The organism is Nocardia sp. GCM10030253, from assembly GCF_042675075.1.
Lineage (GTDB): Bacteria > Actinomycetota > Actinomycetes > Mycobacteriales > Mycobacteriaceae > Nocardia.
In genome coordinates this window covers 508,060-530,470 of sequence record NZ_JBHTDL010000006.1, presented here as the reverse complement: position 1 = coordinate 530,470, position 22,411 = coordinate 508,060, and the positions used below count along the sequence as shown (strand labels likewise).

General features: G+C 65.6%; 19 protein-coding genes and 1 pseudogene. 12 read left to right on the top strand and 8 right to left on the bottom strand.

Going from position 1 to position 22,411, the window contains the following annotated elements; all coding sequences use genetic code 11:
• Positions 1-133 precede the first annotated feature (133 nt).
• The 3 genes from ACFQZZ_RS14750 to ACFQZZ_RS14740 all read left to right on the top strand — a co-directional run bounded on the left by ACFQZZ_RS14750 (position 134) and on the right by ACFQZZ_RS14740 (position 2,661).
• Positions 134-628, top strand: a complete 495-nt coding sequence (locus ACFQZZ_RS14750) for a hypothetical protein (protein WP_378679743.1) — start codon at positions 134-136, stop codon at positions 626-628.
• A gap of 122 nt (positions 629-750) precedes the next feature.
• Entirely contained in the window at positions 751-1,497 is a 747-nt protein-coding gene (locus ACFQZZ_RS14745; RefSeq protein ID WP_378679740.1) for a phytanoyl-CoA dioxygenase family protein, read from the top strand.
• Between the two features lie 21 nt (positions 1,498-1,518).
• Positions 1,519-2,661 (top strand): winged helix DNA-binding domain-containing protein, encoded by a 1,143-nt coding sequence (locus ACFQZZ_RS14740; protein ID WP_378679737.1) that lies wholly within the window; start codon positions 1,519-1,521, stop codon positions 2,659-2,661.
• A gap of 44 nt (positions 2,662-2,705) precedes the next feature.
• Here the strand turns inward: ACFQZZ_RS14740 and pabB are convergent, their stop codons facing one another.
• Complete coding sequence (gene pabB, locus ACFQZZ_RS14735; protein WP_378679734.1) at positions 2,706-4,910, bottom strand: aminodeoxychorismate synthase component I; 2,205 nt, start codon at positions 4,908-4,910, stop codon at positions 2,706-2,708.
• An 89-nt stretch (positions 4,911-4,999) separates the two neighbouring features.
• On the opposite strand from pabB, the gene ACFQZZ_RS14730 reads away from it, so the two are divergent.
• The 3 genes from ACFQZZ_RS14730 to ACFQZZ_RS14720 all read left to right on the top strand — a co-directional run bounded on the left by ACFQZZ_RS14730 (position 5,000) and on the right by ACFQZZ_RS14720 (position 8,091).
• Positions 5,000-6,055: a phosphotransferase family protein gene (locus ACFQZZ_RS14730; protein WP_378679731.1), complete on the top strand. Its 1,056-nt coding sequence runs from the start codon at positions 5,000-5,002 to the stop codon at positions 6,053-6,055.
• A 147-nt stretch (positions 6,056-6,202) separates the two neighbouring features.
• Complete coding sequence (locus ACFQZZ_RS14725) at positions 6,203-6,787, top strand: DinB family protein (protein WP_378679728.1); 585 nt, start codon at positions 6,203-6,205, stop codon at positions 6,785-6,787.
• A 173-nt stretch (positions 6,788-6,960) separates the two neighbouring features.
• Positions 6,961-8,091 (top strand): NDMA-dependent alcohol dehydrogenase, encoded by a 1,131-nt coding sequence (locus tag ACFQZZ_RS14720; protein ID WP_378679725.1) that lies wholly within the window; start codon positions 6,961-6,963, stop codon positions 8,089-8,091.
• 202 nt (positions 8,092-8,293) lie between these two features.
• On the opposite strand, the gene ACFQZZ_RS14715 is transcribed toward ACFQZZ_RS14720, so the two are convergent.
• Positions 8,294-9,487, bottom strand: coding sequence for a serine hydrolase domain-containing protein (locus tag ACFQZZ_RS14715; protein WP_378679722.1), 1,194 nt, complete (start codon positions 9,485-9,487; stop codon positions 8,294-8,296).
• Between the two features lie 149 nt (positions 9,488-9,636).
• Between ACFQZZ_RS14715 and ACFQZZ_RS14710 the strand changes: the two genes are divergently transcribed.
• Positions 9,637-10,467 carry a serine hydrolase domain-containing protein gene (locus ACFQZZ_RS14710; RefSeq protein ID WP_378679719.1) on the top strand — a complete coding sequence of 277 codons (831 nt, stop codon included), beginning with the start codon at positions 9,637-9,639 and terminating at the stop codon, positions 10,465-10,467.
• Positions 10,468-10,589: 122 nt separating this feature from the next.
• Complete coding sequence (locus ACFQZZ_RS14705) at positions 10,590-11,123, top strand: DUF3145 domain-containing protein (protein ID WP_378679716.1); 534 nt, start codon at positions 10,590-10,592, stop codon at positions 11,121-11,123.
• Positions 11,124-11,468: 345 nt separating this feature from the next.
• On the opposite strand, the pseudogene ACFQZZ_RS14700 reads toward ACFQZZ_RS14705, so the two are convergent.
• Positions 11,469-11,681, bottom strand: a pseudogene (locus ACFQZZ_RS14700) (glycoside hydrolase); the annotation flags it as partial.
• A gap of 495 nt (positions 11,682-12,176) precedes the next feature.
• Between ACFQZZ_RS14700 and ACFQZZ_RS14695 the strand changes: the two are divergent.
• Positions 12,177-12,689: a cupin domain-containing protein gene (locus ACFQZZ_RS14695; RefSeq protein WP_378679713.1), complete on the top strand. Its 513-nt coding sequence runs from the start codon at positions 12,177-12,179 to the stop codon at positions 12,687-12,689.
• 61 nt (positions 12,690-12,750) lie between these two features.
• Here the strand turns inward: ACFQZZ_RS14695 and ACFQZZ_RS14690 are convergent, their stop codons facing one another.
• From ACFQZZ_RS14690 to ACFQZZ_RS14670, 5 genes are all read right to left on the bottom strand, one after another.
• Positions 12,751-13,464 (bottom strand): TIGR02206 family membrane protein, encoded by a 714-nt coding sequence (locus ACFQZZ_RS14690; RefSeq protein WP_378679710.1) that lies wholly within the window; start codon positions 13,462-13,464, stop codon positions 12,751-12,753.
• Between the two features lie 581 nt (positions 13,465-14,045).
• Positions 14,046-16,295, bottom strand: coding sequence for a serine/threonine-protein kinase (locus tag ACFQZZ_RS14685; RefSeq protein ID WP_378679707.1), 2,250 nt, complete (start codon positions 16,293-16,295; stop codon positions 14,046-14,048).
• A gap of 245 nt (positions 16,296-16,540) precedes the next feature.
• Entirely contained in the window at positions 16,541-17,704 is a 1,164-nt protein-coding gene (locus ACFQZZ_RS14680; RefSeq protein WP_378679704.1) for a type III polyketide synthase, read from the bottom strand.
• A gap of 255 nt (positions 17,705-17,959) precedes the next feature.
• Entirely contained in the window at positions 17,960-18,085 is a 126-nt protein-coding gene (locus tag ACFQZZ_RS14675; protein WP_378679701.1) for a hypothetical protein, read from the bottom strand.
• Between the two features lie 197 nt (positions 18,086-18,282).
• On the bottom strand, positions 18,283-18,540 hold the full coding sequence (locus tag ACFQZZ_RS14670; protein WP_378679699.1) for a hypothetical protein: 258 nt from the start codon (positions 18,538-18,540) through the stop codon (positions 18,283-18,285).
• Positions 18,541-19,428: 888 nt separating this feature from the next.
• On the opposite strand from ACFQZZ_RS14670, the gene ACFQZZ_RS14665 reads away from it, so the two are divergent.
• The 3 genes from ACFQZZ_RS14665 (at position 19,429) to ACFQZZ_RS14655 (ending at position 22,407) form a co-directional block, all read left to right on the top strand.
• Positions 19,429-19,980: a hypothetical protein gene (locus ACFQZZ_RS14665; RefSeq protein WP_378679696.1), complete on the top strand. Its 552-nt coding sequence runs from the start codon at positions 19,429-19,431 to the stop codon at positions 19,978-19,980.
• 328 nt (positions 19,981-20,308) lie between these two features.
• Positions 20,309-21,859 (top strand): serine hydrolase domain-containing protein, encoded by a 1,551-nt coding sequence (locus ACFQZZ_RS14660; RefSeq protein ID WP_378679693.1) that lies wholly within the window; start codon positions 20,309-20,311, stop codon positions 21,857-21,859.
• Between the two features lie 143 nt (positions 21,860-22,002).
• Entirely contained in the window at positions 22,003-22,407 is a 405-nt protein-coding gene (locus ACFQZZ_RS14655) for a hypothetical protein (protein ID WP_378679690.1), read from the top strand.
• Positions 22,408-22,411 lie beyond the last annotated feature (4 nt).

Genomic DNA, 22,411 nt, shown 5'->3' with positions numbered 1-22,411 from the left:
TCCTCGAACTATGCCACGCGGGTCCGACACGCCGAATTCCACGAGGTCGATGCTCGGCGATGCGTGTGACTCGGCACAGACTGACCGGTACGGCTTCCTTACGATCGACTGTCCGGTACGGCAGAGTGGTGTCATGACCAACCCGAAGGGGCCAGGCCGGAAAGCGACGCCTTCGAAAGCGCCGGGCCCGCGTGTACCGAGTGCGGGCGACATCCTGGCCGCCGCGCAGTCCGCGGCCGCGGCGGCGCAGTCGGCGGCGGGCGCGGCGTTGGACGCGGCGCAGCTGACGGCAGGGCAGGCATTCGACGCCGCGGTGCGGCTCCCGCCGGCGTCGGCCCAGTTGGCCGCTCAATTGCCTGATCTGATCGAGAACCTCTCGACCGCCATCGATCGCCTCAACTCCACGATCGACCGCCTCGATCGCACGCTGGCCCTCGCCGACCCGGCGTTCGCGGCCTACGATCGGCTGCTGCCGCGGCTGGAGGCGATGATCGCGCTGGGTGAAGACGTCCTCGGCCGCTTGTCGAAGCTGCCCGGAGTCTCGCTGCTCGGCAAGCTGACCGGGATGGGCGCGCAGGAGCGACCCGCCGAGGAACCGCCTGCCAAACCCTCGAAGCGCCGTCGGTAGCTTTCGGTCAGAACTGCCTCCGTGAGCAATTAGGAAGCGGCCTGTCCTAATCGACCCGTAGCGTATTTATTGTGCAGAATCTGATGAAACTCACTACACCACAAACACTTTCGCCGGCGACCGTGGCTGATTACCGCAATCGGGGTTTCGTGCATGTGCCGGGGGTGCTCAGTGACGATGAGGTGCGGGAATTCCTGGCCGACGCCCGAGGTCAGCTCGAACAGCACACGAAGGTCTCCTGGGACGAGGAAGGTCGCGGCAATGTGATGGATTGGGTCGTCGAGCCGGAGGCCAAGAGCGCGGTCATGCGGCGCCTCGCTCTGCACCCCGGCATCACCGGTATCGCGGAACGGCTGGCCGGGCAGCCGCTGCGAATGTTCAAGAGCGAGTTGCTACGCAAGGGAACCACCGGCAGTACCCGCACACCACTGCACATCGACGATCCGGCGTTTCCGATCGCCGGTACTCCCGTGACACTGACCGCATGGGTCGCGCTGGTCGACGTACCGGTGGAGCGCGGATGTATGACCTTCATCCCGGGCTCGCACGAGTGGCCCGACGACACCGAGCCACAATTCGCCGAACCGTTCGATGCCCGCCCGGAACTGGTCTGGTGGCCGCGAACCTCGGTGCCGCTGCGCGCCGGGGACTGTACGTTCCATCATTCCCAGGTCGTGCATATGGCCGGGGCCAACGAGACCGACGTAGCTCGAATCTCCTTGGCCACTGTCTATATGGACGCCGACGCTACGTATCAGCCCGGGCTCGAAGTTGCCTATCAGGACGAAGTGATCGGTGTCGAGCCCGGGCACCCGCTCGACACGGTCCGGTATCCGCGGGTCGGTTCGTTAGGAATAATCCTGTCCTAAGTTCGCCATAATGTCGTGGTCATGACAAAGACATCGCGAGACATTCGCTCCGGGCGCGCGCGGCGAACGGGTCCGGACGTGCTGAGCTTGCGGGTGCTCAACCGGACGCTGCTCGAGCGGCAGTTGCTGCTGCGCCGGTCGGAACTGTCTGTGGTCACGGCTGTGGAACGGGTGCTCGGATTGAACGCGCAGGATGCGAACCTGCCCTACCTCGCGCTGTGGAGCAGGCTCGAAAAGTTCGCGATCGAGGATCTGACCGCGGCGATCGAAGACCGGACATTGGTGCGCTCGACGATGATGCGTGCCACCCAGCACCTGATGTCGGTGCCGGACTTTCGGCTCGTCCGGCCGGTGCTCGCGCCTTTGCTGCGTCGGGTGCAGCGCAACGCATTCGGGCGCCGGACATCGGGTGTCGACCTCGAGGCGTTGCTGGTCGACGCCCGGGAACTGCTGGCCGATGGGCGCGTACTGACCAGGCCCGAGCTGGGTCGGCTGCTGGCGCGGCAACGGCCGGGCGCGGACTCGACCGCGCTCGGATGGACGGTGCAGTACCTGGCGCCGTTCGTGCACCCGGCGCCGAGCGGCACCTGGAACACCCGCGGTGCGACTCCGTTCGCCGATGCCGATTGGATCGGCATGCGACCAGAGGCGACCGCCGAGGACTGCGGGCAGGTGGTCCGGCGGTATCTGGCGGCATTCGGGCCCGCCACTGTGTCCGATGCCCGAGCGTGGTCGGGTGTGGGCGGATTGCGTGAGGTGTTCGAGCAGTTACGTCCCGAACTGCGGGTGTATGCCGATGAACTCGGCCGAGAACTGTTCGATATCGCGGACGCACCGATACCGTCGGCGGACGTGCCCGCACCGGTGCGGTTCCTGCCGGACTTCGACGCCACGCTGCTCGCGCACGCCGACCGGACGCGGATCATGACCAAGGAGGTTCGCGCCGAAGTCTGCGTCGGTGCCGCCGTCGCGGCAACCGTTCTCGTCGATGGCGCTGTCACCGCGACGTGGACGCAATCGCGGGTCGACGACGGGACAGTGTTGACGGTGCGTCCGCTGCGCCCGGTGTCCACCGCGGAGCGTGGTGCGATCGAAGCCGAGGCCGTTCGATTGCTCGGCTTCAGCACGCCGGCGGACGCGCGGTGGGATGTCCGGGTGTTGTGACGAACCGGTCCGAGTCGGTGGGTACCCCGCAGGATGGCATGGGGTCAGCGGCGAGCCGCGCGGTAGGTGGCGGCGCCCTTCAGGACTGTTTCGTGGTACTCGTCCTCGGGGTCCGAGTCGAGGACGATGGCGCCGCCCGCCCCGATGCGCCAGTGGCCATTGTGGCGCACCGCGGTGCGGATGACGATGTTGAGGTCGGCGGTGCCGGCAAGGCCGAGGAAGCCGATGGTGCCCGAGTAGATGCCGCGCGCTTCGGTTTCCAGTTCGTCGATGATCTCCATGGTGCGCTTCTTGGGGGCGCCGGTCATCGAGCCGCCGGGGAAGCAGGCGTGTAGGCAGTCGATGGCGTCGACGTTCGGGCGCAGGGTGCCGCGGACGGTCGAAACCAATTGGTGCATGGTCGAATACGTCTCGGTGGCCATCAGCTTCGGAACGTGCACGCTGCCGATCTGGCACACCCGGCCGAGGTCGTTGCGCAGCAAGTCGACGATCATCAGGTTCTCGGCGCGGGTTTTCGGGCTGTCGGCCAGTTCGCGGCGCAGCCGCTCGTCCTCGGCGGGCGTGCTCCCGCGGGGTGCGGTGCCCTTGATCGGCTTGCTCTCCACGGTGCGGGCGCGATCGACCTTGAGGAAGCGTTCCGGTGAGGAGCAGGCGATTTCGAGGTCGTCGAAGCGCAGATAGGCCGCGTACGGCGCGGGATTGCAGCGGCGCAGTCGGCGGTAGAAGTCGAGGCCGTCGTCCTCGGCGGCGGGGAAGGTCGCGTTGTCGGTAATGCAGATTTCGTAGGACTCGCCCGCGTGCAGCTTCTCCTGGCAGACGGCGATGTCGGCCAGGTAGCGATCGCGGCCCCTGGTGAACAGCGGCGCGACGGCGGCAGTATCGGAGAACGCCTCCAGCGTCGGCGGATTCGCCCATGTCGGCAGGGACTCCAGTATCTCGCGGGTGTCGCGCAACCAGTCCGCGCCCGCCCGCAGCGCATCCGGTGCGGGATCGGTGAGCGCCAGCAGATGGGTGTGCCCACCCACATGGTCGACCACGACGATTCGATCGGCGAATATCCACTGTGCGTCCGGCGTCGGCGCGCGATGCGCCGCGTCGGCGCCGCAATCGGCCTTCACCTCGTAGCCGAGGTATCCGACATAGCCGCCGGCGAAATCGAAAGGCAGGTCGGGAAGTTCGACATACCGCCGACGCAACTCCGCGGTCAGATACTCCAGGATGGTGCCGGGGACGCTGCACCGACCACCATCGGAGGATTCGACGGTGACCGCGCCCTCGCCGACCCGATAGCGAACCACCTCAGCCAGCGGCCCGCCCGCGTCGCCGAGGAAGGAAAACCGGTCGAGGCCGGGTTCGACGTGCTCGCTGTCGAGCCAGAATGCGGTGGAGGAGTCGGCATACAGCCGAACGAAGGCGGCCTCGGAATCGATGGCGCGTTCGATGACGCTGTGCTGGATCTGCCGAGGGCGCGGGGCTTCGCCGTAGCCGAGCCGGGCTCCCCGGTCGTCGATCGCGGGCGCGAACCGCTCGGCGGCTCGGATGAATCCTTTTGTACCGGAAGCCAATTGCTCGCGGGCCCTGGTGATGGATCCGGACTGTCCGACGATCGATGGCCGACCGGCCCCGGATCTGCCCGCGGGGAACCGGTGCACATGTGGCGCAACCGGGTGGGCCGCGGTCAGTTTCGCGAAGTTCCGCAGTAGCGCCGCACCGTATTCACTGGCTATGGATTCGGGATGAAACTGCACGCCCCACTGCGGTCTGCCGCGGTGGCGCACGCCCATGATCACCCCGTCGGCGGCGACCGCCGTGATTTCGAGGCTGTCGGGCAGCGGGCGCTGTGCGCACAGCGAGTGATATCGCACGGCGGTGAAGCTCTGCGGGAGTCCGGCGAACAGGTCGCTGCCGTCGTGCTCGACATGGTCGAGGTAGCCGTGCCGAGCCGCGGGCGCGGTCCCGACTACGCCGCCCGCCGCGACGACGATCCCCTGGTGCCCAAGGCACACGCCGAGCAACGGCAGGTCGGATTCGCGGATCACGGCGGCGGAAATGCCGACATCGCGGGCGATGTCGGGGCGCCCCGGTCCGGGGGAGATGACGATGTTGTCGAAGCGGCCGAGATCCAGCTGGGCAAGATCGTCGACCTCGTCATTGCGCACCACCGTCGGCTCGACGCCGTTCACCTCGCTGATCAGCTGATACAGGTTGTAGGTGAAGGAGTCGTAATTGTCGATCAACAACGTGTGCATGGTGCCTGAAACCCTACGCCCAGGGCGGAATGGCTAACTGTTGTCGACTGCCTTCAGTTAGCTGGTATCGATGAGGCACAATGTCGAGCATGTCTGTTGCGCAGCCGGTCGACGTGGATCGTGACGTTGTCGACTTCACCGTGGTCGGGAAGTGGATGGATGAGCAGGGTCTCCCTGGTGGCGAGTTCGAGGGGGTGACTCCGCTCGGCGGTGGGACGCAGAACATCATGTTGCGCTTCAGCAGGGGTGGCCGCGACTATGTGCTGCGGCGCGGCCCGAAGCACCTGCGCGCCAAGAGCAATGACGTCATCCGGCGCGAGGCGCGGCTACTCGGCGCGCTCGACGGCGCAGGGGTGCGGGCGCCACGGGTGATCGCGGCATGCCCGGACGAGACGGTCCTCGGCGCTGTCTTCTATTTGATGGAGCCGATCACCGGGTTCAACCCCCAGAACGAACTGCCCGAACTGCACGCTTCCGACCCGGAGATCCGGCGCCAGATGGGCCTGTCCGCGGTGGAGGCGATCGCGCGGCTCGGCGCGCTCGACTACCAGGCGCTCGGCCTCGCGGATTACGGCAAGCCGGAGGGCTTCCTGGAACGCCAGGTGCCGCGCTGGCTCGGTGAGCTCGAGTCCTACTCGGCGAACAAGGGGTACCCGGGTCCGGAGATCCCGGGTGTTCAGCAGGTCGGAGAGTGGCTGGACCGTAACCGGCCCGCGCAGTGGACCCCGGGCATCCTGCACGGCGATTGCCACCTGGCGAACATGATGTTCGCCTTCGACGGCCCCGAGGTGGCGGCGATGGTGGACTGGGAGATGTCCACCATCGGCGATCCGTTGCTCGACCTCGGCTGGCAGATCGCGACCCGCCCGGAGCCGGGTACCACCGGCGCCGCGCTGGTCGGCAAGCTCGGCGCGGTCGGCGGCCTGCCGACGCCGGAAGAGATGATCGCCCATTACGGCAAGTTCTCCGACCGCGATCTCAGCGTGGTCCCCTGGTACACGGTGCTGGCCTGCTTCAAGCTCGGCATCGTGCTGGAGGGCACGCACGCTCGCGCCTTCGCGGGCAAGGCGCCCAAGCCGGTCGGCGACTTCCTGCATGCCATCACCTTGGAGCTCTTCGAGAAGGCGCATCGTCTGATGGAGTAGTCACGGTCGAGCTGGCCGCCGCTTGTGTGGTCGGCGGCCGCCGGTCGGTTCGGGGGAGTGCATGTCCCGCAAAGCGTGTCGGGATCTTGCGGACAGATGGCTGAATTTGGGTGGCTTATAATATTCGGCCAATCGTAGGGTGGGCGCATGACAATCGTGCCTGACGTGAAGAACTGGACCTGGGTCCTCGAGCGGTCCTGTCCGGAATGCGGATTCGACGCCGCGGCGACGCCATACGAGGCGGTGCCCGGGTTGGCCCGCGAATACGCGGGTCGGTTGTCGGCGGCGCTGAAGCGCGACGACGCGGTCACGCGCCCGGACGACCAAACGTGGTCGCCGCTCGAGTACGCCGCCCACGTGCGCGACGTGTGCCGAATCTTCGCCTACCGCACGGCTGTTGCGGCGCGTGCCGAGGCGGTCGCTCCTGCGGTCCCCGGCTTCGATGCCAAGGGGCTCGACGTCGGCGAGACCGAGGACGGTCTGCCGATGTTCTCGAACTGGGATCAAGACGAAACGGCGATCGCCGACCGATATGGCGAGCAGGATCCGGCAACGGTGGCTACCGAACTGACCGCGGCCGCCGAAGTGGTCGCGCGCGCGATCGAATCGGTGCCCGCCGTCGACCGTGACCTCCAGGTGCGGCGTAGCGATGGCTCGATCTTCACCGTGGAAACCCTGGCGGGATATTTCGTGCATGACGTGATTCATCATGTTCACGACGTGCGCGGCTGAAGTCGGGCAGGATCTGAAACGAGCCGGGTCGCCGCCGGAGGGGTTGGAACCCGTTCGGGGGTCCGGTCGATCCTTACCGACGAATTTTCGACCCGGTACTAGAACGCGTTTCAGTTTTCTCGTAGTGTGGGTGCAGTCACATAGAAGCCCGTGCATGCGAGAGGTCTACACGAATGAAGACGAAAGGCGCGATCCTGTGGGGGATCGACCAGCCATGGTCGGTGGAGGAGATCGAGGTCGGCGACCCGGTCGCCGGTGAGGTACAGATCCGGATGGAAACCGCCGGAATGTGCCACTCGGACCACCACATCGTGACCGGTGCGACACCGATGCCCGGCTACCCCGTGATGGGCGGCCACGAGGGCGCGGGCGTGATCACCAAGCTCGGGCCGAACTGCCCCGCCGACCTGGAGGTCGGTGACCATGTGATCCTGTCGTTCATCCCGGCATGTGGTCGCTGTCCGGCTTGCGTCAGCGGCAATATGGCGCTGTGCGACCTGGGTGCCGGTCTCCTGATGGGTCAGGCGATCAGCGACGGCACCTACCGGATCCAGGCGCGCGGCGAGAACGTCATCCCGATGTGCCTGCTCGGCACCTTCGCGCCGTACATGACGGTGCACCACACCTCGGTGGTGAAGATCGACCCGTCCATCCCGTTCGAGGTGGCCTGCCTCGTCGGCTGTGGTGTGCCGACCGGCTTCGGGTCATCTACCCACGTCGCCGAGGTCAAGCCGGGCGAGACCGTGGTGATCGCGGGCATCGGCGGTGTCGGCATGAGCGCGCTGCAGGGCGCGGTGCTCTCCGGCGCGTCCAAAGTTGTTGCGATCGACCCGAATCCGTGGAAGCGGGAGCAGGCGCAGAAGTTCGGCGCCACCCACACCTACGAGAGCATGGCCGCCGCGATCATGCCGCTCATCGAGGCCACCGAGGGGCGGATGGCCCAGAAGGTCATCCTCACCATGGGCGAAATGCACGGCGATTATGTCGAAGAGGGCCTGATCCTCACCGCCAAGGCGGGCACCCTGGTGATCACCTCGATGGGCCGAATGGACGCGGGCGACGTCAAGATGAACACCTTCCTGCTGTCCATGCTGCAGAAGACGGTGAAGGGCTGCATCTTCGGCGGCGGCAACGCCCGCCAGGACGCGCCGCACCTGCTGTCGCTGTACAAGTCGGGTCAGCTCAACCTGGACGACATGGTGACCCGCAGCTACTCCCTCGAGGAGATCAACCAGGGCTACCAGGACATGCTGGACGGCAAGAACATTCGCGGCATCATCAAGTACACCGAGGCCGACTGGTAGTAGTCGCCGAGGTTACCGCTCGGCGAGCATGGCGGCGATGTGTGCGACGAGGTCGCACGGAATCGGCTTGCCGAGCGGGAATTCCAACGTTCCCTCCCCCGCCCGATGCGGCTCGATCTCGCGCTCGAACGCGCGTCGCCGCTGATCGCCTCGGCCGCGTCGGGCAGCGCGCCTGTGATGGTGCGCTGGACGCGGCGAGCCGTCAGACGCTGCAGCGCAGCAGAGCCTCGCGCAGATTGCGGCTGCGCACATCGTCGAGCACCGCGAGACCGAGGCGGTTCATCGCGTAGCCGAAGCCGAGACCTGTTGCGGGGTCGGCGAATCCGAAGGAGCCGCCGAGTCCCGTTGTGCCGTAGGCGCGCTTGTCCGAGCCGAAGCGGAACGTGCCGCAGGACTTGCGGAAGCCCAGGTGATAGCGACTCTTGGTGTGCAGCACCAGATCATCGGCGGGCACGTCGTCGGCGGTATCCGCGACGGCGAGCCGGTCGAGCACGTCGTTGTCGATCGGGAGGGCTCCGGTGCGGCCCGCGGCGGCGCCGTAGGCCATGGCCAGCGACCTGGCGTTGCCGACACCGTTGGAGCCGGGCATCTCGACCTCGAGAAACTCGCGCCTGGCCGCCCTTGCCGGTGCGCCCACGCGCGGATTGTTCAGCGCCGCATAGGAAAACCCACGTTTGGCGAACAATTCGGCGCCGATCCGCATCGGGATATCGCGTTCGTAGCGCAGGATGTCCAGGCCCTCGGTGGCGGCGAGGGTCGCGATGCGATCCATGCTCTGCTCGGCGGGCAGGCCGATGAAGAAGTCGAGTCCGAGCGGTTTCGCGATCTCCTCGGCAAAGAAGCGGCCGAGCGAGCGGTGCGCGGGATCAACGCGGCGCACCAATTCGCCTTGGTAGAGGCCGAGGGTGATGGCGTGATAGCCGTGCCGGGTGCCGGGACGCCACGCGGGTTTCTGCGCGGCGAGAATGGTGGCCAGCCCGTCCAGATCGGCTACCTGTGGGAGTCGCACCACCGTGTCGAGGCCGGACAGACCGGCCTGATGGTCGATCAACTGGCGCACCGTGACCCCGCCCTTGTCTTCTGCGGCGAACTCCGGCCAGTACTTCGCGACCGGCTCCTCGTAGTCGAGCAGACCCCTCGAGACTGCCGTCGCGATCACGAATCCGGCCATGCCCTTCGTGGAGGAGAACACCGGGACGATCGTGTCCCGCTCCCACGGCAGCGTCCGGCGCCGGTCGCGATGACCCGCCCACAGATCCACGACCGGGCGATCGCCCGCGTACACGGCCACCGCGGCGCCGATCTCGCCGTGCTGGGCGAAGTTACGGCGGAATGCGTCGGCGACGGGTCCGAAACCGGACGCCACTTCGCCGTGGATGGTGGGCTGTGCGCTCATGGTGAGTTGATGGTACCGGCGGTACCAGAGTCTGTTCGGGGGTGTCCGGTCGGCCGGATAACTTCGGGCGTCCGGTCGCGGTTTCCGTCGCTGAATCGGTGAATGTGTCCGCCTACGCCGACCTGTGGGTGGTCTCGTACGCTCGCCTGGTGCGTTCACTCGAGCAGATCAGGGACTGGCCGGTTCGGCATGCGGCGGTAGGTGTTGTCACCAGGGACGGCGCGACGACCGCAGGCGATGTCGAGCGAGTGTTTCCGCTCGCGTCGGTGACCAAGCCGCTGGTTGCCTATGCGGTGCTGGTGGCGGTGGAGGAGGGCGCGGTCGAGCTCGACCAGCCCGCAGGCCCGCCCGGATCGACCGTGCGACATCTGCTGGCGCACACCTCCGGCTTCGCCTTCGACACGAACGAGGTGTTGGCCGTGCCGGGGGCTCGGCGGATCTACTCCAGTGCGGGCTTCGAGGTGTTGGCCGCGTTTGTCGCCGAGCAGTCCGGGATCGGGTTCCCCGAGTATCTGCACGACGCGGTCTTCGAACCGCTCGGCATGACCGCCTCGGTGCTGGCAGGGCCCGCCGGGCACGCGGGCCGCTCCACCCTCACCGACCTCGCGCGCTTCGCCGCGGAATTGCTGAATCCGCAGTTGATCTCCCAGCAGACCCACGCCGAGGCGACTTCGGTCCAGTTTCCTGGGCTCAACGGTGTGTTGCCCGGTTACGGTTCGCAGCGGCCGAACGACTGGGGGCTAGGGTTCGAGATTCGTGACGGCAAATCGCCGCACTGGACCGGCGGAGGTAATTCGCCTGGTACCTATGGCCATTTCGGGCAGTCGGGCACATTCCTGTGGGTCGATCCAAAAATAGGGGTGGCGAGTATCGCTCTGACCGACGAGAATTTCGGCGACTGGGCGCGGGAGGCTTGGCCCGTCTTCTCCGATGCGGTGATCGCGGAGTCGACGCTCGCACGAAATGGGGGACCGAAGTAACACCACAGAACATGCATCCGAAGTAACACGTGTAACTCCGGGCACTCCAGTACACTCAGGCAACGCCAGATTCGACGGGTCGTTGGGGAAGACGTTCCTCGTCGAAGCTGGAGGTTTTAGTGGTGCGCGCATCGAGTCAGTTCGCGGACGCGACGGCGGGTGTGGTCTACATCCACTCGTCGCCTGCCGCGTTGTGCCCACACATCGAATGGGCACTTACCTCTGCCCTGGCCGCTCCCGCGAAACTGCGCTGGACGGCGCAGCCCGCCGACGGCCAATTGCGCGCAACCAGCGATTGGTTCGGTCCGGTCGGCACCGCCGCCCGGATAGCCCAGGCCTTGCGGTCCTGGCCGGTACTTCGCTTCGAGGTCACCGAGGACCCGAGCGACGGCGTCGACGGTGAGCGCTACAGCTTCGTACCGAACCTCGGCCTGTGGCACGGTTCCACCAGCGCCAACGGCGACGTCGCGATCGGCGAAATGCGCCTGCGCGCTCTCCTCCAAGCCTCCCGCGAACTCGGTAAGTACAACGGTTACGACCTCGCCGCCGAAATCGACCGAGCTCTCGGCACGGCATGGGACGAGGACTTGGAGATGTACCGCTACGGTGTCGAATCCGGCGCCGAAGTCACCTGGCTTCGCCGCGATGTGGGGTAGTTCTTCGTACAGTCGGCGCGATGCGCCAGAAGAATCTGTTTTCGGGCATCACCAGTGGCCGCGCTGACGGTGACGGCGTCGGTGTTTCTCGCCGGAAGCCCCGCTTCGGCAGCGGCGACAACTCCCTTTCAGCTCAGCCCGCGCTATATCGGTGACATGCGAGAGGGGCGCAATTCGCGGCCACGGCCGGGGAACAACAGGGGACGCGGTTTCGACCGCGCTGCGACCGGTCAACAACGTGAATCCGCATGCGGCGACCATTAATTGGTTCAGCGTCGGCGAGTCGGGGGTCGTGGAGTTCGGGATCACCCAGCCGGGGTCACGAGGCGCGGATCGAACCGTCGCTCAGGTTTCGGATTCCGGCAGGTTCTCCGGGAAGACGGTGACGTGACGGATGGTGCCGGAAAGGCCGGGGAGTTCGCGGGGCGCGGTCCAGGTGCGGAAGCCGTCGTGGCTGTCGCTGTAGAAGTACTTGCCTTCGGTGTAGGCGTCGAAGTAGATACGCCAGCCACGATCGGGCAGTCGGACGAGCGACTGCCCTTCCCGCGGGGTGCCCCAGCCTGCCCATCGCTATCGACATTGCGGAAGATACTCGGATCACGCATTACTCCAGCCGGTGGCCGATAGGCACAACCGCGCAGCAAACGAAATGTCGTCGCATCGGTGGATTCGGACATACAAATCGGTTTCGCTGCTGTTGGTGAACGCGGTCATCGTGTATCGCACCGTCGACTCGCTTGCGGCCGCCCGCCCAACCGGCAGCGCAGACAGCGGCAAACCCGCCGCCAACGCCAGTACCGACCTGCGACAGAACTTCTCAGACGCCATCGCTCGAATTATTCAGGTCCGGTCGACCTCAGCCGCAGACACGCCGCCTCAATTCACTTGTGCGCGCAGACGGGATCGGACCGCTGCCCGGACGCGGTTGAAGGCGGGACAACCTGTCAGCCGCGAATACTCGAATCTACGGGCGGAGAACCGGCCCCATTGTGTTCAGGTATTACCCAGAGCACACTGAATATTGGTCGGCAGAACAGGAGTCCCACGGTGAATATGAATAGATATCTGCTCGTCGGTGCGATGTTGGCCGCTTTTGTCGCCGGATGTTCCTCTGACGACGAGACGACCTCGGCCCCGCAAGCCACCACAAACGCGCAAGCCGCCGGTCCCGAGCACCACAAGGTCTTTCAGCCCAGCGCAATCGAGTGGCAACAAGCGCCACCCGGGTTACCTCCAGGGGCGCAGGTCGCAGTACTGCAAGGTAATCCCAACGAAAGCGGATACTTCGTGATGCGAATAAAGGTTCCGGATGGCTATCGTGTCCCGCCGCATTTCCATCCCAACGCTGAAGGATTGACAGTCATATCCGGCGGATTCTTCGTCGGAACAGGAGAGGAATCGAACTGGGAATCCATGCAACCTGTTGAGGTGGGCAGCTACATCGCCGTTCCCGCAGCCAGTACCCACTACGTCCGTGCGCAGGGCGAAACGATCATCCAGAACGCGTCGATGGGGCCGTTCGGCATCACATATGTCAACCCCGACGACGACCCCCGGCCTAAGTGACCGGCTCGTCGCGTGGAGCGGGGCCCAGCCGCAGACCGGACGGAGCGGCCGTGCATCGTGATCAGTCCTGTCGGGGCGAGGATTCGGTGGCCCGGATCCAGGGCCAGGTCATCAAAGCCCAGACGGCTAGCAAGATGAGCATCACGGTGCCCAGATACCAAGGCCAGGGCCCCAGCACATCGAGCAGCGACGGAGTGTCGGGTTTCGCGTTGACGAACCCGTAGTTGGTGTCGGCGAGAGAGTTGAACGCGAAGGTTACCGCTGCCCATGCCGCGGTAACCACTACGGCAATCCGATAGCTGCGCCAGTCCGGGCGCATGCCGATTCCCCAGGTCAGGTAGATCGCAGCCCAGACAACGGCCAGGTGAATCGCCCAGAAGGCCAGGAACTCATAGTGCGGGAAATCCGGGCTCGCCAAGGCTGGTGACGCGAGTGCTTGTGTGCTCAAGGTGAGACACCAGTAGTAGGTCAGCGCGTATGCCCAGTGCTGGTTGGACCACAGTGCATACGCGGCGACAAGGCTCGCGAGATCGGTCAGACGTAACGGAACCGAGTGACCGACGCTCAGCGGGATCATCGCGTAGAGGTAGATCACCAAGTACAGCGCTAGGATCGCCGCGCCGAAGGCTTGGCCGAAATGGCGTGCGGCAGAAGCGCTCCGGTGTCGGCGTCCGATCCGGACGACGAGCACCGAGCCCACTGCGAAGACGGCGAGGACTATCCAGTGCGACAGCCCGTATGCGGAGAATTCCCGCAGCGCCGAAGGCGCGTCCACAGCTACCTACTGTAGATGTCGCACGGGGGTCTCGGCCCAGAACTCTGCGTACGCTGTCGAGCTAACGGCCCTGCAAGTGTTGATCTACCTACTACGTGGCATCAGCCGGTAGTTGTTGTCGATGACATATTCGGGCAGATCGCGACTCCCAGCGACCCTGAACGGCTTGCCGTGGTCATCGACAGTGGTCGTCCCACCCCGGCCATCGGCCACCCAGTCGAGCTCTATCCTGAATCTGCAGTGACGATCCCGATAATCCACGTTCTGAGCCCACCCAGTCTGCGACGGGCACGTCTTGGTGCGGGTGCATCAGGGAGCGCCTGGCCTTTGTCGCCGGATCGCTTTTCGTGCTGCATCGCGCACCCCGTTCCAAAGATCCTCTCGGACTTGATGGGCAAGCGTCCTAGAAAAAGATTGCGAGTCTCGAATTGTGGCTCCGAGCAGATCGATGACGAAGGTTTCCAGAATCGGGGTCACCTGGTGGATTACCTCAACAGAGGTGAACGCGAAGATTCACGTTGGCGGAAAACGGCTGGTCTCGGCGCAGCGAAATTTACGCCGAGAAGTGCAGCTGGAGAGTATTAGAAGTGGGGACGGGGATCCACGATGTGATCGAGGGCCTCCAGATCCCGTTGCAGAGCGTAGAAGGTGGCCAGGGCGACAGCGAAGGCGAGAAACCCACCGACACACAAGGCTACGATCGAGCCGATCACCGTATGCTGCTGGTGCGGAGTAAGGAACATCAGCCCTACCGGCACGCCGATCAGCGGAACCGAGGCCGCCACACCGAGGTACAGGCGGCTGCGCCGGATCAGCCGGCGTAGCCGGGTCGAGTCGTCGGGGTAGGTGTGCCCGGCGGCGACCAAACCCGGGTAGTACCAGCGCAAGACGAAGAATGTGGCTGGAAAGTACGTGTACACGACCGCCGCCGCGGCCGCGATGAGGCTCGAGGCGATGAGATTCGCCAGCAATCCGGCCGGCAGCGGGCCGAGCGTCAGCAGCTTCACCAGGAAGATGCCCATGGCCAGGATCCATCCGATGAATGCGACGGCAGCGATCCGATCACCGCAGGCGAGGGTGTCGGCGCGCGCCCGGGCGAGGGTGGCCTCGTCGAAGCGTTTGCCTCGGCGCAGGCCGTCGGGCACCAGGAAGACGTTGCGGCACCAGTACAGCAGCCCGGCGGTCGCGACCGGGAAGGAGATCGCGATCACCACATACCCCAGGTGGGTCAGCCGCCCGGCGGCCTCGGATCCAAGCTCGAGTTGGATCAGCCGGACGTTGTGCGCCGACAGGTACAGTCCGGCCACGACCTGGCCGAACATGCCCGCCGGAATCACCACCGGTACGGGCCGCATGTGCAGCCGTGCCCGCAGGCTGTGTGCCGGCGGGACGACCAGGTCGCGTGCGGCCCGATCCTGGCTCAATTCCAGCCGCCGGGCCAGTTCGGCGCCGCTGGAATAACGGTCGGCGGGGTCGGACGCAAGGCAGGTGAGCAGTGCATCGCGCAATACCGCAGGGCATTCGGGGGGCAGCTCGGCCTCCAGGTGCTCGTCCACGGGCCGGCGGCGTCGATCGATCATCGCCTGCAGCGATTGCTCCGATTCACCGGCCCCGGGTCCGTCGTCGAACGGTCGCCGTCCGGTGAGTAGCTCCCACAGGACCACCGCCAGCGCGTAGAGGTCGCTGCGGGTATCCAGATCCGCGGCAGTGGTGGCCAGGCTGGGGTGGCAGGCTTCGAGCTGTTCGGGCGACATGTAGGACAGCGAGCCACCGAAGTAGGCAACCGGATTCGCGCCGGGCAGATGCCGGCTGAAGCTGATGTTGAAGTCGGCCAGTTTGGGCTGACCGTCGGCGGTGAGCAGCACATTGGCGGGTTTGACGTCGCGGTGCAGCACACCGTGGCGGTTGGCGTAGTCCAGGGCGGTCGCGAGGCGGCTGCCGAGCCAGGCGACGGTCTCCGGCCAGGTGAGCCGTTCGAGTTCCGCACGCGCGGCGGAGGGCTGCGGCTCGACCACGCCGCCGCTGCTGGTGGCGGCGTCGATAGCCGCCAGCAGCAGCGTGCCGCTGCGTTCGGCCGGTGGGGTGCGGTGCAGCAGTCGCAGCACGCCCAGCAGGGTGCCGCCGGGAACGTACTGCATGTACATGAGTTTCAGATGCTGTTCAGTGATCTGACGCTGATCGAAGACCCGGACGATGTGGTCGTGGTCGAGCTGGGCCAGGGTCTGTGGTTCGGCGCCGCGGTCGTGGGAGATCTTCACCGCGACCAGCCGGCCCATCGATCGCTGCCGAGCCAGGAATACGCGCGCGAAGGCGCCGCGGCCCAGCGACAGCAGCAGGTCGAAGTCGTCGACGGTGGCGCCCGGAGCAATGGTATCGATGGCATCGAGCGCGGTGGGGTCGGCCAGCAGCGTGGTGCGCGGGCCGCTGAGGTCGAAACTCTCGGTGATGCACGCCATCTGGGTCGGGTAGTCGTGCTGGTACTCGGTCAGGTCGACGTCGTTGCGGCGGCTGCGGGCGCTGATCTCCTCGTAGATGAGATCCGGCGGCAGCGGAGCAGTGCCCAGTTCCGGGAACTGTTCGCGATAGTCGGCAAGGCGCAGCGCGTCGTCGCTGCGCTGCCAGCGTTCGTTCATATCCACCTTGATCAGCTCGATCAGCACGGTTCGCCGCAGCGCGGGCTCGACCGGCAGGTGAACCGACAGATTGGGTGGTTCGCTCGATGAGTGCCAGCGTTCGGCGAACTGGGCAACCAGGGTCGTCAACGCGGTCTGCGTTGCCGTCGCGCGGACGCCACCGAGGTTGGAGGTGCTCGCGCCGAGATTCTCACCCATCGTCGCTCGCTTCGAAGTTGATCCCGGCTCGCGCACCGTCGTGGATCGCTCAGACCGGGTAGTCGGCACTTCATCAACAGCTTTACGCCGATGCCGCCCGCTTGTCCATCCCCATCATGGGCCCGGTCATCAGAGACCAGCTGCCCACGTATGCCCCATGCCACTAATCAGATGAGCGTTCGTTGCCACACGGAAAGTGGGGTCCATCCGGTCCGAAAATGACCATCGGTTCTCGGGAGGCACGATCACCTGCGAACGACGTCGAAGACGAATCCCTCGATCGTGATTCCTGGCGCGAACGAGAACGCGACGCCCGTCGAGACCGGCTTGTTCGCCCCCGTCCGACCGGCGATCCGTTCGAGCACGAAGATCAGTGAGACGCTCGACATATTTCCGTACTCAGCAAGAACATCCCAGCTCGTCGACGCGGCTTCCGGCGGGAGGCCGAGCGATCGAGCGGATTCGAGCAAGATCTTCGGCCCGCCCGGGTGGATTGCCCACACATCGATGTCTGGCTGCCACAATTCATTGCGGCGCAGGACGTCTCCGACGACGGGAGCAACGCCGTTGTAGATGTACTGGGGTACGTTCTCGGACAGCTCGCACGTGATGCCGTCGTGGTTGACGCCGACCGCGATGCCGTCTCGGGTGCCCTCGAACAAGTGGGTGAAGTTGTCCCGGATGACGATCGTCCCGGCTTCGGCCTGCTTCGCCCCTCGGTTTGTCCCGATGACGACCGCGCCGCAGCCGTCTCCGAACAGGCTGTAGCTCACCGCGTCGTTGACGTCTTCGACGGGGACGACATGCACTGAGTTGAGCTCGATGCACAGGACCATCGCCTTCTTGTCCGGGTTGGCCCGGACGAAGTCCGAGGCGGTGCGAATTCCGTTCATCGCTGCCGCGCAGCCCATGAAGTTGACCACCAGGCGAGCGGCCGACCGGGGCAGTCCGAGGTCTTCGACGACCGCAACGTCAACGCCGGGCGCGATGACGCCGGTGCTCGTGGCGAACACGAGCAGTCCGACGTCGGCCGGGTCGACACCTTCGAGCGCGCGCCGCGCCACATCGACCGCCAGTGGAACGGCGTGGCGGTAGAACAGGTGCATGCGATCCCGGATCGTCGCTGGTTTGCCACCGGGCGTATGAGGTCGAGGATTCAGCGGGTCGACCGCGAATCGCCGGGTGTCGATCATGGTCTTGCGGAAGATACGTCTGATCCGGGTTTGCTGCTCCGGATCGGTGAATTGCCCAGCCATCCAGTCCGCTGCGACGGATTGGTCGAGGACCTGGCTAGGCGCACCGGTCGCGATTGCTTCGATGACAGCGACGGTCGGCGGCGGCGGCGTTGTGTGGTCGCGCGCTTGCGCAGCCGTGCGAGTGGGAAGTGCTTGGTCGAGAGCAATGGACATGGAGTTCGTTCTTCCTCGCTCGAGCGATTGGGGATGTGTTCTCCTATCGTCGAACAGCTAACGCTCCGCAAATACCCACCCAAGGTGTGTGGATCCCCCACCCCTGGCGTCGGTTGTTGCTCGGAGTGCGATGCCGATGCCCGCCGTCAGGCGCTCGCGGTCAAGCCCCGCCGATGCTGCGCGTTGCGGCAATGGTGAAAATGCCCGCACGCGTCGGAGGCCTTGTCGGCCAAGGTGATTCCGCGTCTGTCGGGGTCAGCTCGGCTGCCGCTCGGCCGAAGCCACGTGCAGACGGTCCAGGACATCCATAGCGAGGGTTTGCCCGATGCTGACCAGTCGAGCTACCGGTTCCTGTTGTGACTCCGCAGTGCTCTCCTCCATGTTTGCTCCACGGAAGCAGCGTGGAGCAATGGAGGCTTGGGGCAATCGCTTCCTACCTGAATGTCCGGGTCGACGAGGCGCAGCGCCGATGCCAGCCAATCAATCCTGCGGATTCGCCCGGCCATCGAACACACATCGGCCCCGGAACCAAGCCCTTATCCGGATCCGGGGGCCGTCCACGTTAAGGGTCCCGCCGGTCAGGAAGGCACCGCGCCGACCCGCTGCGCCAGCCGTCCGAGGTCACCGGTAGTCAGGTCGCGGCGCGCGGTGCGCATCATGTGACCGACGAGTTCGCGCACGGGCGACATGGTGCGGACGTGCTGGGGCGCGGCGTGTTCGGCGCGCAGGAGCGCGTACAGCGATTCGCGGTAGTTCTTCTGCATGGCGTGCGCCTTGCCGATCTCCACGAAGTACTGAGCGCGCCGCCCCTCGTTGGGTAGATCGTCTGGACGCAAACAGCTGCCAACGGAAGTAGTTGTGGCCCTGGATGATTGGGTTGCAACGGTCAGGGCTGGCTTCATCGCCTGCCCCTTACGGCCTGCTCTTCACGCGCGCAGAAGCTCACGGGTCGCAGTACCGCCGAGCCGGGCTTGGGGTACGCCGCTGATAGCGGTGCGTGTATCAGCCACGAAACCGCGTTCTACAGCGGAGTTTTACCACCTGACCGCGGTCGGGCAGGTTTGTCGGTGGGTGCGGTGATGATTCAGGTATGGAGCCTCGCCCATATGACCAGGGCGGCCCGTTGATCGCGCACCTGGTCACACTCGATGACGAATGGAACCCCGACTGCGGACACCACCTCACCGCGTGGTGTGACGGGTGCTCGACATGCACCGACTGCGCCGGAAACTGCCGCTGCGCCGCGGCGGAGGATGAGCCGCTGTTGTTCCCACGCGCCAGCTGACGGCGGAGATGCCGGTCGCACGCCGGCGTGTTTTTGTGCGGTCAGGTGGAGCAAGTGCTCGGGTGCTCACATTTGGCGGTGACCGGTGGCGTGTGAATGATGTATTCGCATTGGCGGCAGATGCGGAGTCGGTGCTCGCCGCCCGCGGGAAGGCATGCCAGCCATCCGCCCAGTGCGCGGTTCGGGCCTAGGCGGTGGTGGCGCGGACAGGCTATCGGTGCCGGTTCCTCCCAGATGCCGCTGGCCGCATCCGCGGAGCCGATATACCAACGGAAATTTCGATTCAAATACATATCCCCGGGGATAAAAGCTGACTACAATTCGAAATTCGGTATCCGAGTACCCCAGCGACATCGATCAATTCGACGGCGGATGATTATACCCATCCTGGGACCGTTCGTCGGGAATGTGAAGAGAATCGGCAGAGGTAGGAGGGTAAATGTTCATCAAAAAATTGATAGCAACCGCATTCATGGCCATCGCGGCGACGAGCATAGCCACCGCGACAGCACATGGAGAGGCGACGCTGGCGAATGTCGACGTCACCGGCGTGGACGGCCCGGTCGCCTACACGGCGAGTCTCGCGGGCGATCACTCGAGTGCCCTGGTGACCCTCGCCTCCGGCAGTTTCGTCGTCACGCCCGACTCGGTCACAGTCCTCGCGAACGACGGTGCGGTAGTCGGCGCCATCCCGACGACACTGCGCACGGAGGCCGGACAGAATCTCGCGGTCACGCCGCGGCTGGACAGCTCCGGCACACAGTTGACCCTGACACCGGTCGGCGGGCCGACACAAGAGGCTGTCGCGTACCAGGATATGCCCGGCGTGCAGCAGGCCGTGGGACCGATGTCGATCGTCTTCGGTGCAGCCCTCGGCTGCGCGCTCGGCGTTCTGATCGGGTTCTGGTTCTTCGTGGTCGGAGCCATCATCGGATGCGCCGTCGGCTCAACCATCGGCGCCATATTCGGCTTCTTCACACCAACCCCGTGATGGTCACCCAGTGGAGGTAATCGAACACAATGACGGGCGGGCCGGGCGCCATCCGCCCGGCCCGCCCGGCGTCTCCACTCCGAGCAACCGCGACAGGAAAAGTCTTGGTGCGCGCTCGGCGGGTGTGGGTGTGCCAGGCGACCGTCGTCTTGTCCGGATACGCCAGCGACCTCTACGACCGCGAGAACGGCGTCCTGCTCACGAAGCTGTCCCAAACCCAAAAAGGCGGTAGCTGTGAGCTAGATCATAGTTGAGGTTGACCTTGGGTCAGGGTGAATGCTCGTCGCAGCGGCACGATGCCGACCGGGACTTGAAGGAGCAAACCACCATGTCCATCACCCTTTCCGACCAGGACAAGAGCACTCTGCGGACCGCCGCGTACGGCGCCGTGTCGCTGATGGCCGCCGCCGGCAAGCCCGGCAAGGCCGCCGCCGACGGCAGCATGGCCCTGTTGTCCGCGACCGGCCCTATCGGGCACGTGCTCGCTGCGACGTCGAAAGACATCGAACTGAAGGGCAAGTCCGTCGCCGAACTCGCCGACCAGGTGCTGCCGGCCCTGACCGCAGCGGTCAGCCTGTTGCAGGAGCAGGATCCGGCCGAGGCCGACAACTTCCGCAGCACCGTCCTCGTCGCCATCGAGGCAGCCGCCCGGCCCCATCAGGGTCAGCCCGCCCTGGCCGAGATGGCCCGCAAGATCACCGCGACCCTCGACGCCGCCGGTGCGGCCACGGCGGACAGCGGGGCCGCCGTGCCGAATACCGCTGCCGGGCAGGATCGCCCGGAGCTGCAGAAGGCGATCGAGGAGATCGTCGATTCTGGTTTCGTCGGGGTAGCGCTGCGCGTGAACGATGAGCGGGGCGAGTGGGTCGGCAGTGCCGGGGTGGCCGAGCTGGGCGGGAGTGCGAAGCCACCGATCGACGGGTACGTCCGGATTGCCAGCAATACCAAGACCTTCACCGCGGCCCTGGTGCTGCAGCTGGTAGCCGAGGGCAAGATCGGGCTGGACATCCCGGCGGCGGACTACCTGCCCGAGTTCGGGCTGGACGAGCGGATCACGGTGCGGATGCTGTTGCAGCACACCAGCGGGGTGTTCAACTTCACCGGCGAGCTCTACGAGGACGGGACGGTAGTGCTGGGGATCCCCGCGCCGGGTACCCCCTTGGGTAAAGAGTGGGTGGACAACCGATTCCACACCTACCGGCCGCAGGAGCTGGTCGAGCTGGCGTTGTCCAAGCCTGCGCGGTTCGAGCCGGGGACGAAGTGGAGCTATTCCAACACCAACTACGTGCTGGCCCGGCTGCTGATCGAGAAGGTCACCGGCCGATCGTTCGCCGAGGAGATGCAGCGGCTGATCCTGGGGCCGCTCGGGTTGTCGGGCACCGTGGTGCCGGAAGCTTCGCCGGAGATTCCCGAGCCGCACGCCCACGCCTACTACCGGTACGAGGAGGACGGCGAGGAGAAGACCGTCGACGTCACCCGCCACAACCCGTCCTGGAACCCCTGCGGCGGTGACATGATCTCGACCACCCGGGATCTGGCCACGTTCATCTCCGCGCTGCTGAGTGGCAAGCTCCTGCCTGCCGAGCTGCTGGCCGAGATGTGCACGCCGCATCCGACGGGCATCCCGACTATGGACTACGGCCTGGGGGTGTTCGTGCGGGACCTGGGCCCGGACGGCGGCATCGTCATCACTCACAACGGCGGCCATGCGGGCTACGCGACGCTGATGTACGCCACGCCCGACGGCAGTAAGACCATGACCGCCTCGCTGACCTGCGTGGACGACTGCGCGATGTCGGTGGCGGTCCCGTTCCAGAACGCACAGCAAAGGCTCCTCGCCGAGGTGTTCGGCGGCGGGCAGGCCGATCCGGCTCAGTAGCACGCGAACCGGGGCCACGCCGAACTCGAGCAGCTCGGCGTGGTCCGTCCACATGTATTGTCCGCCGGGCTCTGCCCGGCTGGGTGGGCACTTTTCGACTGATTTCACGTACCCCTTCACGAACTGCTCGAGGAACTCTTGTCATGCGCGCCTTCGAAGGCACTCGACCGAACGGAATAGTCAAGCGGCTGCTCGGCGACCGCCACTCCCTGCCGCTGTCGATCGTGTTGCATCTTGTCCCCGGCGCACTGATCGTCGCCGTCTACCTGCTCATCGGCGAACCATTCGTCAACGCCATCGGTTATCCGGCCTTCATGGGCTGGGCGATCGCCCTGAGCCTGGTTCTGATGTGGATGATGGTGTTCGGGTTCGCGCTGTACCACTTCTGGTCGCCGTGGGTGTTCGTGTCGCGGGTGATCTTCACCTTCCCGGGATACTGGTTCGCCTGGCGGAACAAGGACATTCGCCTGTCGGTCGGGATGCATGTCGGCGTGACCTCGATCGTGGCGACGCTCGGCACCGTCGCCGTTGCACTGAATCTCATCTAAGGAA

Excerpts from the sequence above, each read along its gene's own strand:
- ACFQZZ_RS14685 (WP_378679707.1), bottom strand. The coding sequence starts at position 16,295 with ATGGGTGAGAATCTCGGCGCGAGCACCTCCAACCTCGGTGGCGTCCGC.
- ACFQZZ_RS14730 (WP_378679731.1), top strand. The coding sequence starts at position 5,000 with ATGTCTGTTGCGCAGCCGGTCGACGTGGATCGTGACGTTGTCGACTTC.
- ACFQZZ_RS14720 (WP_378679725.1), top strand. The coding sequence starts at position 6,961 with ATGAAGACGAAAGGCGCGATCCTGTGGGGGATCGACCAGCCATGGTCG.
- pabB (WP_378679734.1), bottom strand. The coding sequence starts at position 4,910 with ATGCACACGTTGTTGATCGACAATTACGACTCCTTCACCTACAACCTG.
- ACFQZZ_RS14665 (WP_378679696.1), top strand. The coding sequence starts at position 19,429 with ATGTTCATCAAAAAATTGATAGCAACCGCATTCATGGCCATCGCGGCG.
- ACFQZZ_RS14725 (WP_378679728.1), top strand. The coding sequence starts at position 6,203 with ATGACAATCGTGCCTGACGTGAAGAACTGGACCTGGGTCCTCGAGCGG.
- ACFQZZ_RS14660 (WP_378679693.1), top strand. The coding sequence starts at position 20,309 with ATGTCCATCACCCTTTCCGACCAGGACAAGAGCACTCTGCGGACCGCC.
- ACFQZZ_RS14675 (WP_378679701.1), bottom strand. The coding sequence starts at position 18,085 with ATGGAGGAGAGCACTGCGGAGTCACAACAGGAACCGGTAGCTCGACTG.
- ACFQZZ_RS14680 (WP_378679704.1), bottom strand. The coding sequence starts at position 17,704 with ATGTCCATTGCTCTCGACCAAGCACTTCCCACTCGCACGGCTGCGCAA.
- ACFQZZ_RS14715 (WP_378679722.1), bottom strand. The coding sequence starts at position 9,487 with ATGAGCGCACAGCCCACCATCCACGGCGAAGTGGCGTCCGGTTTCGGA.
- ACFQZZ_RS14695 (WP_378679713.1), top strand. The coding sequence starts at position 12,177 with ATGAATAGATATCTGCTCGTCGGTGCGATGTTGGCCGCTTTTGTCGCC.
- ACFQZZ_RS14740 (WP_378679737.1), top strand. The coding sequence starts at position 1,519 with ATGACAAAGACATCGCGAGACATTCGCTCCGGGCGCGCGCGGCGAACG.
- ACFQZZ_RS14750 (WP_378679743.1), top strand. The coding sequence starts at position 134 with ATGACCAACCCGAAGGGGCCAGGCCGGAAAGCGACGCCTTCGAAAGCG.
- ACFQZZ_RS14655 (WP_378679690.1), top strand. The coding sequence starts at position 22,003 with ATGCGCGCCTTCGAAGGCACTCGACCGAACGGAATAGTCAAGCGGCTG.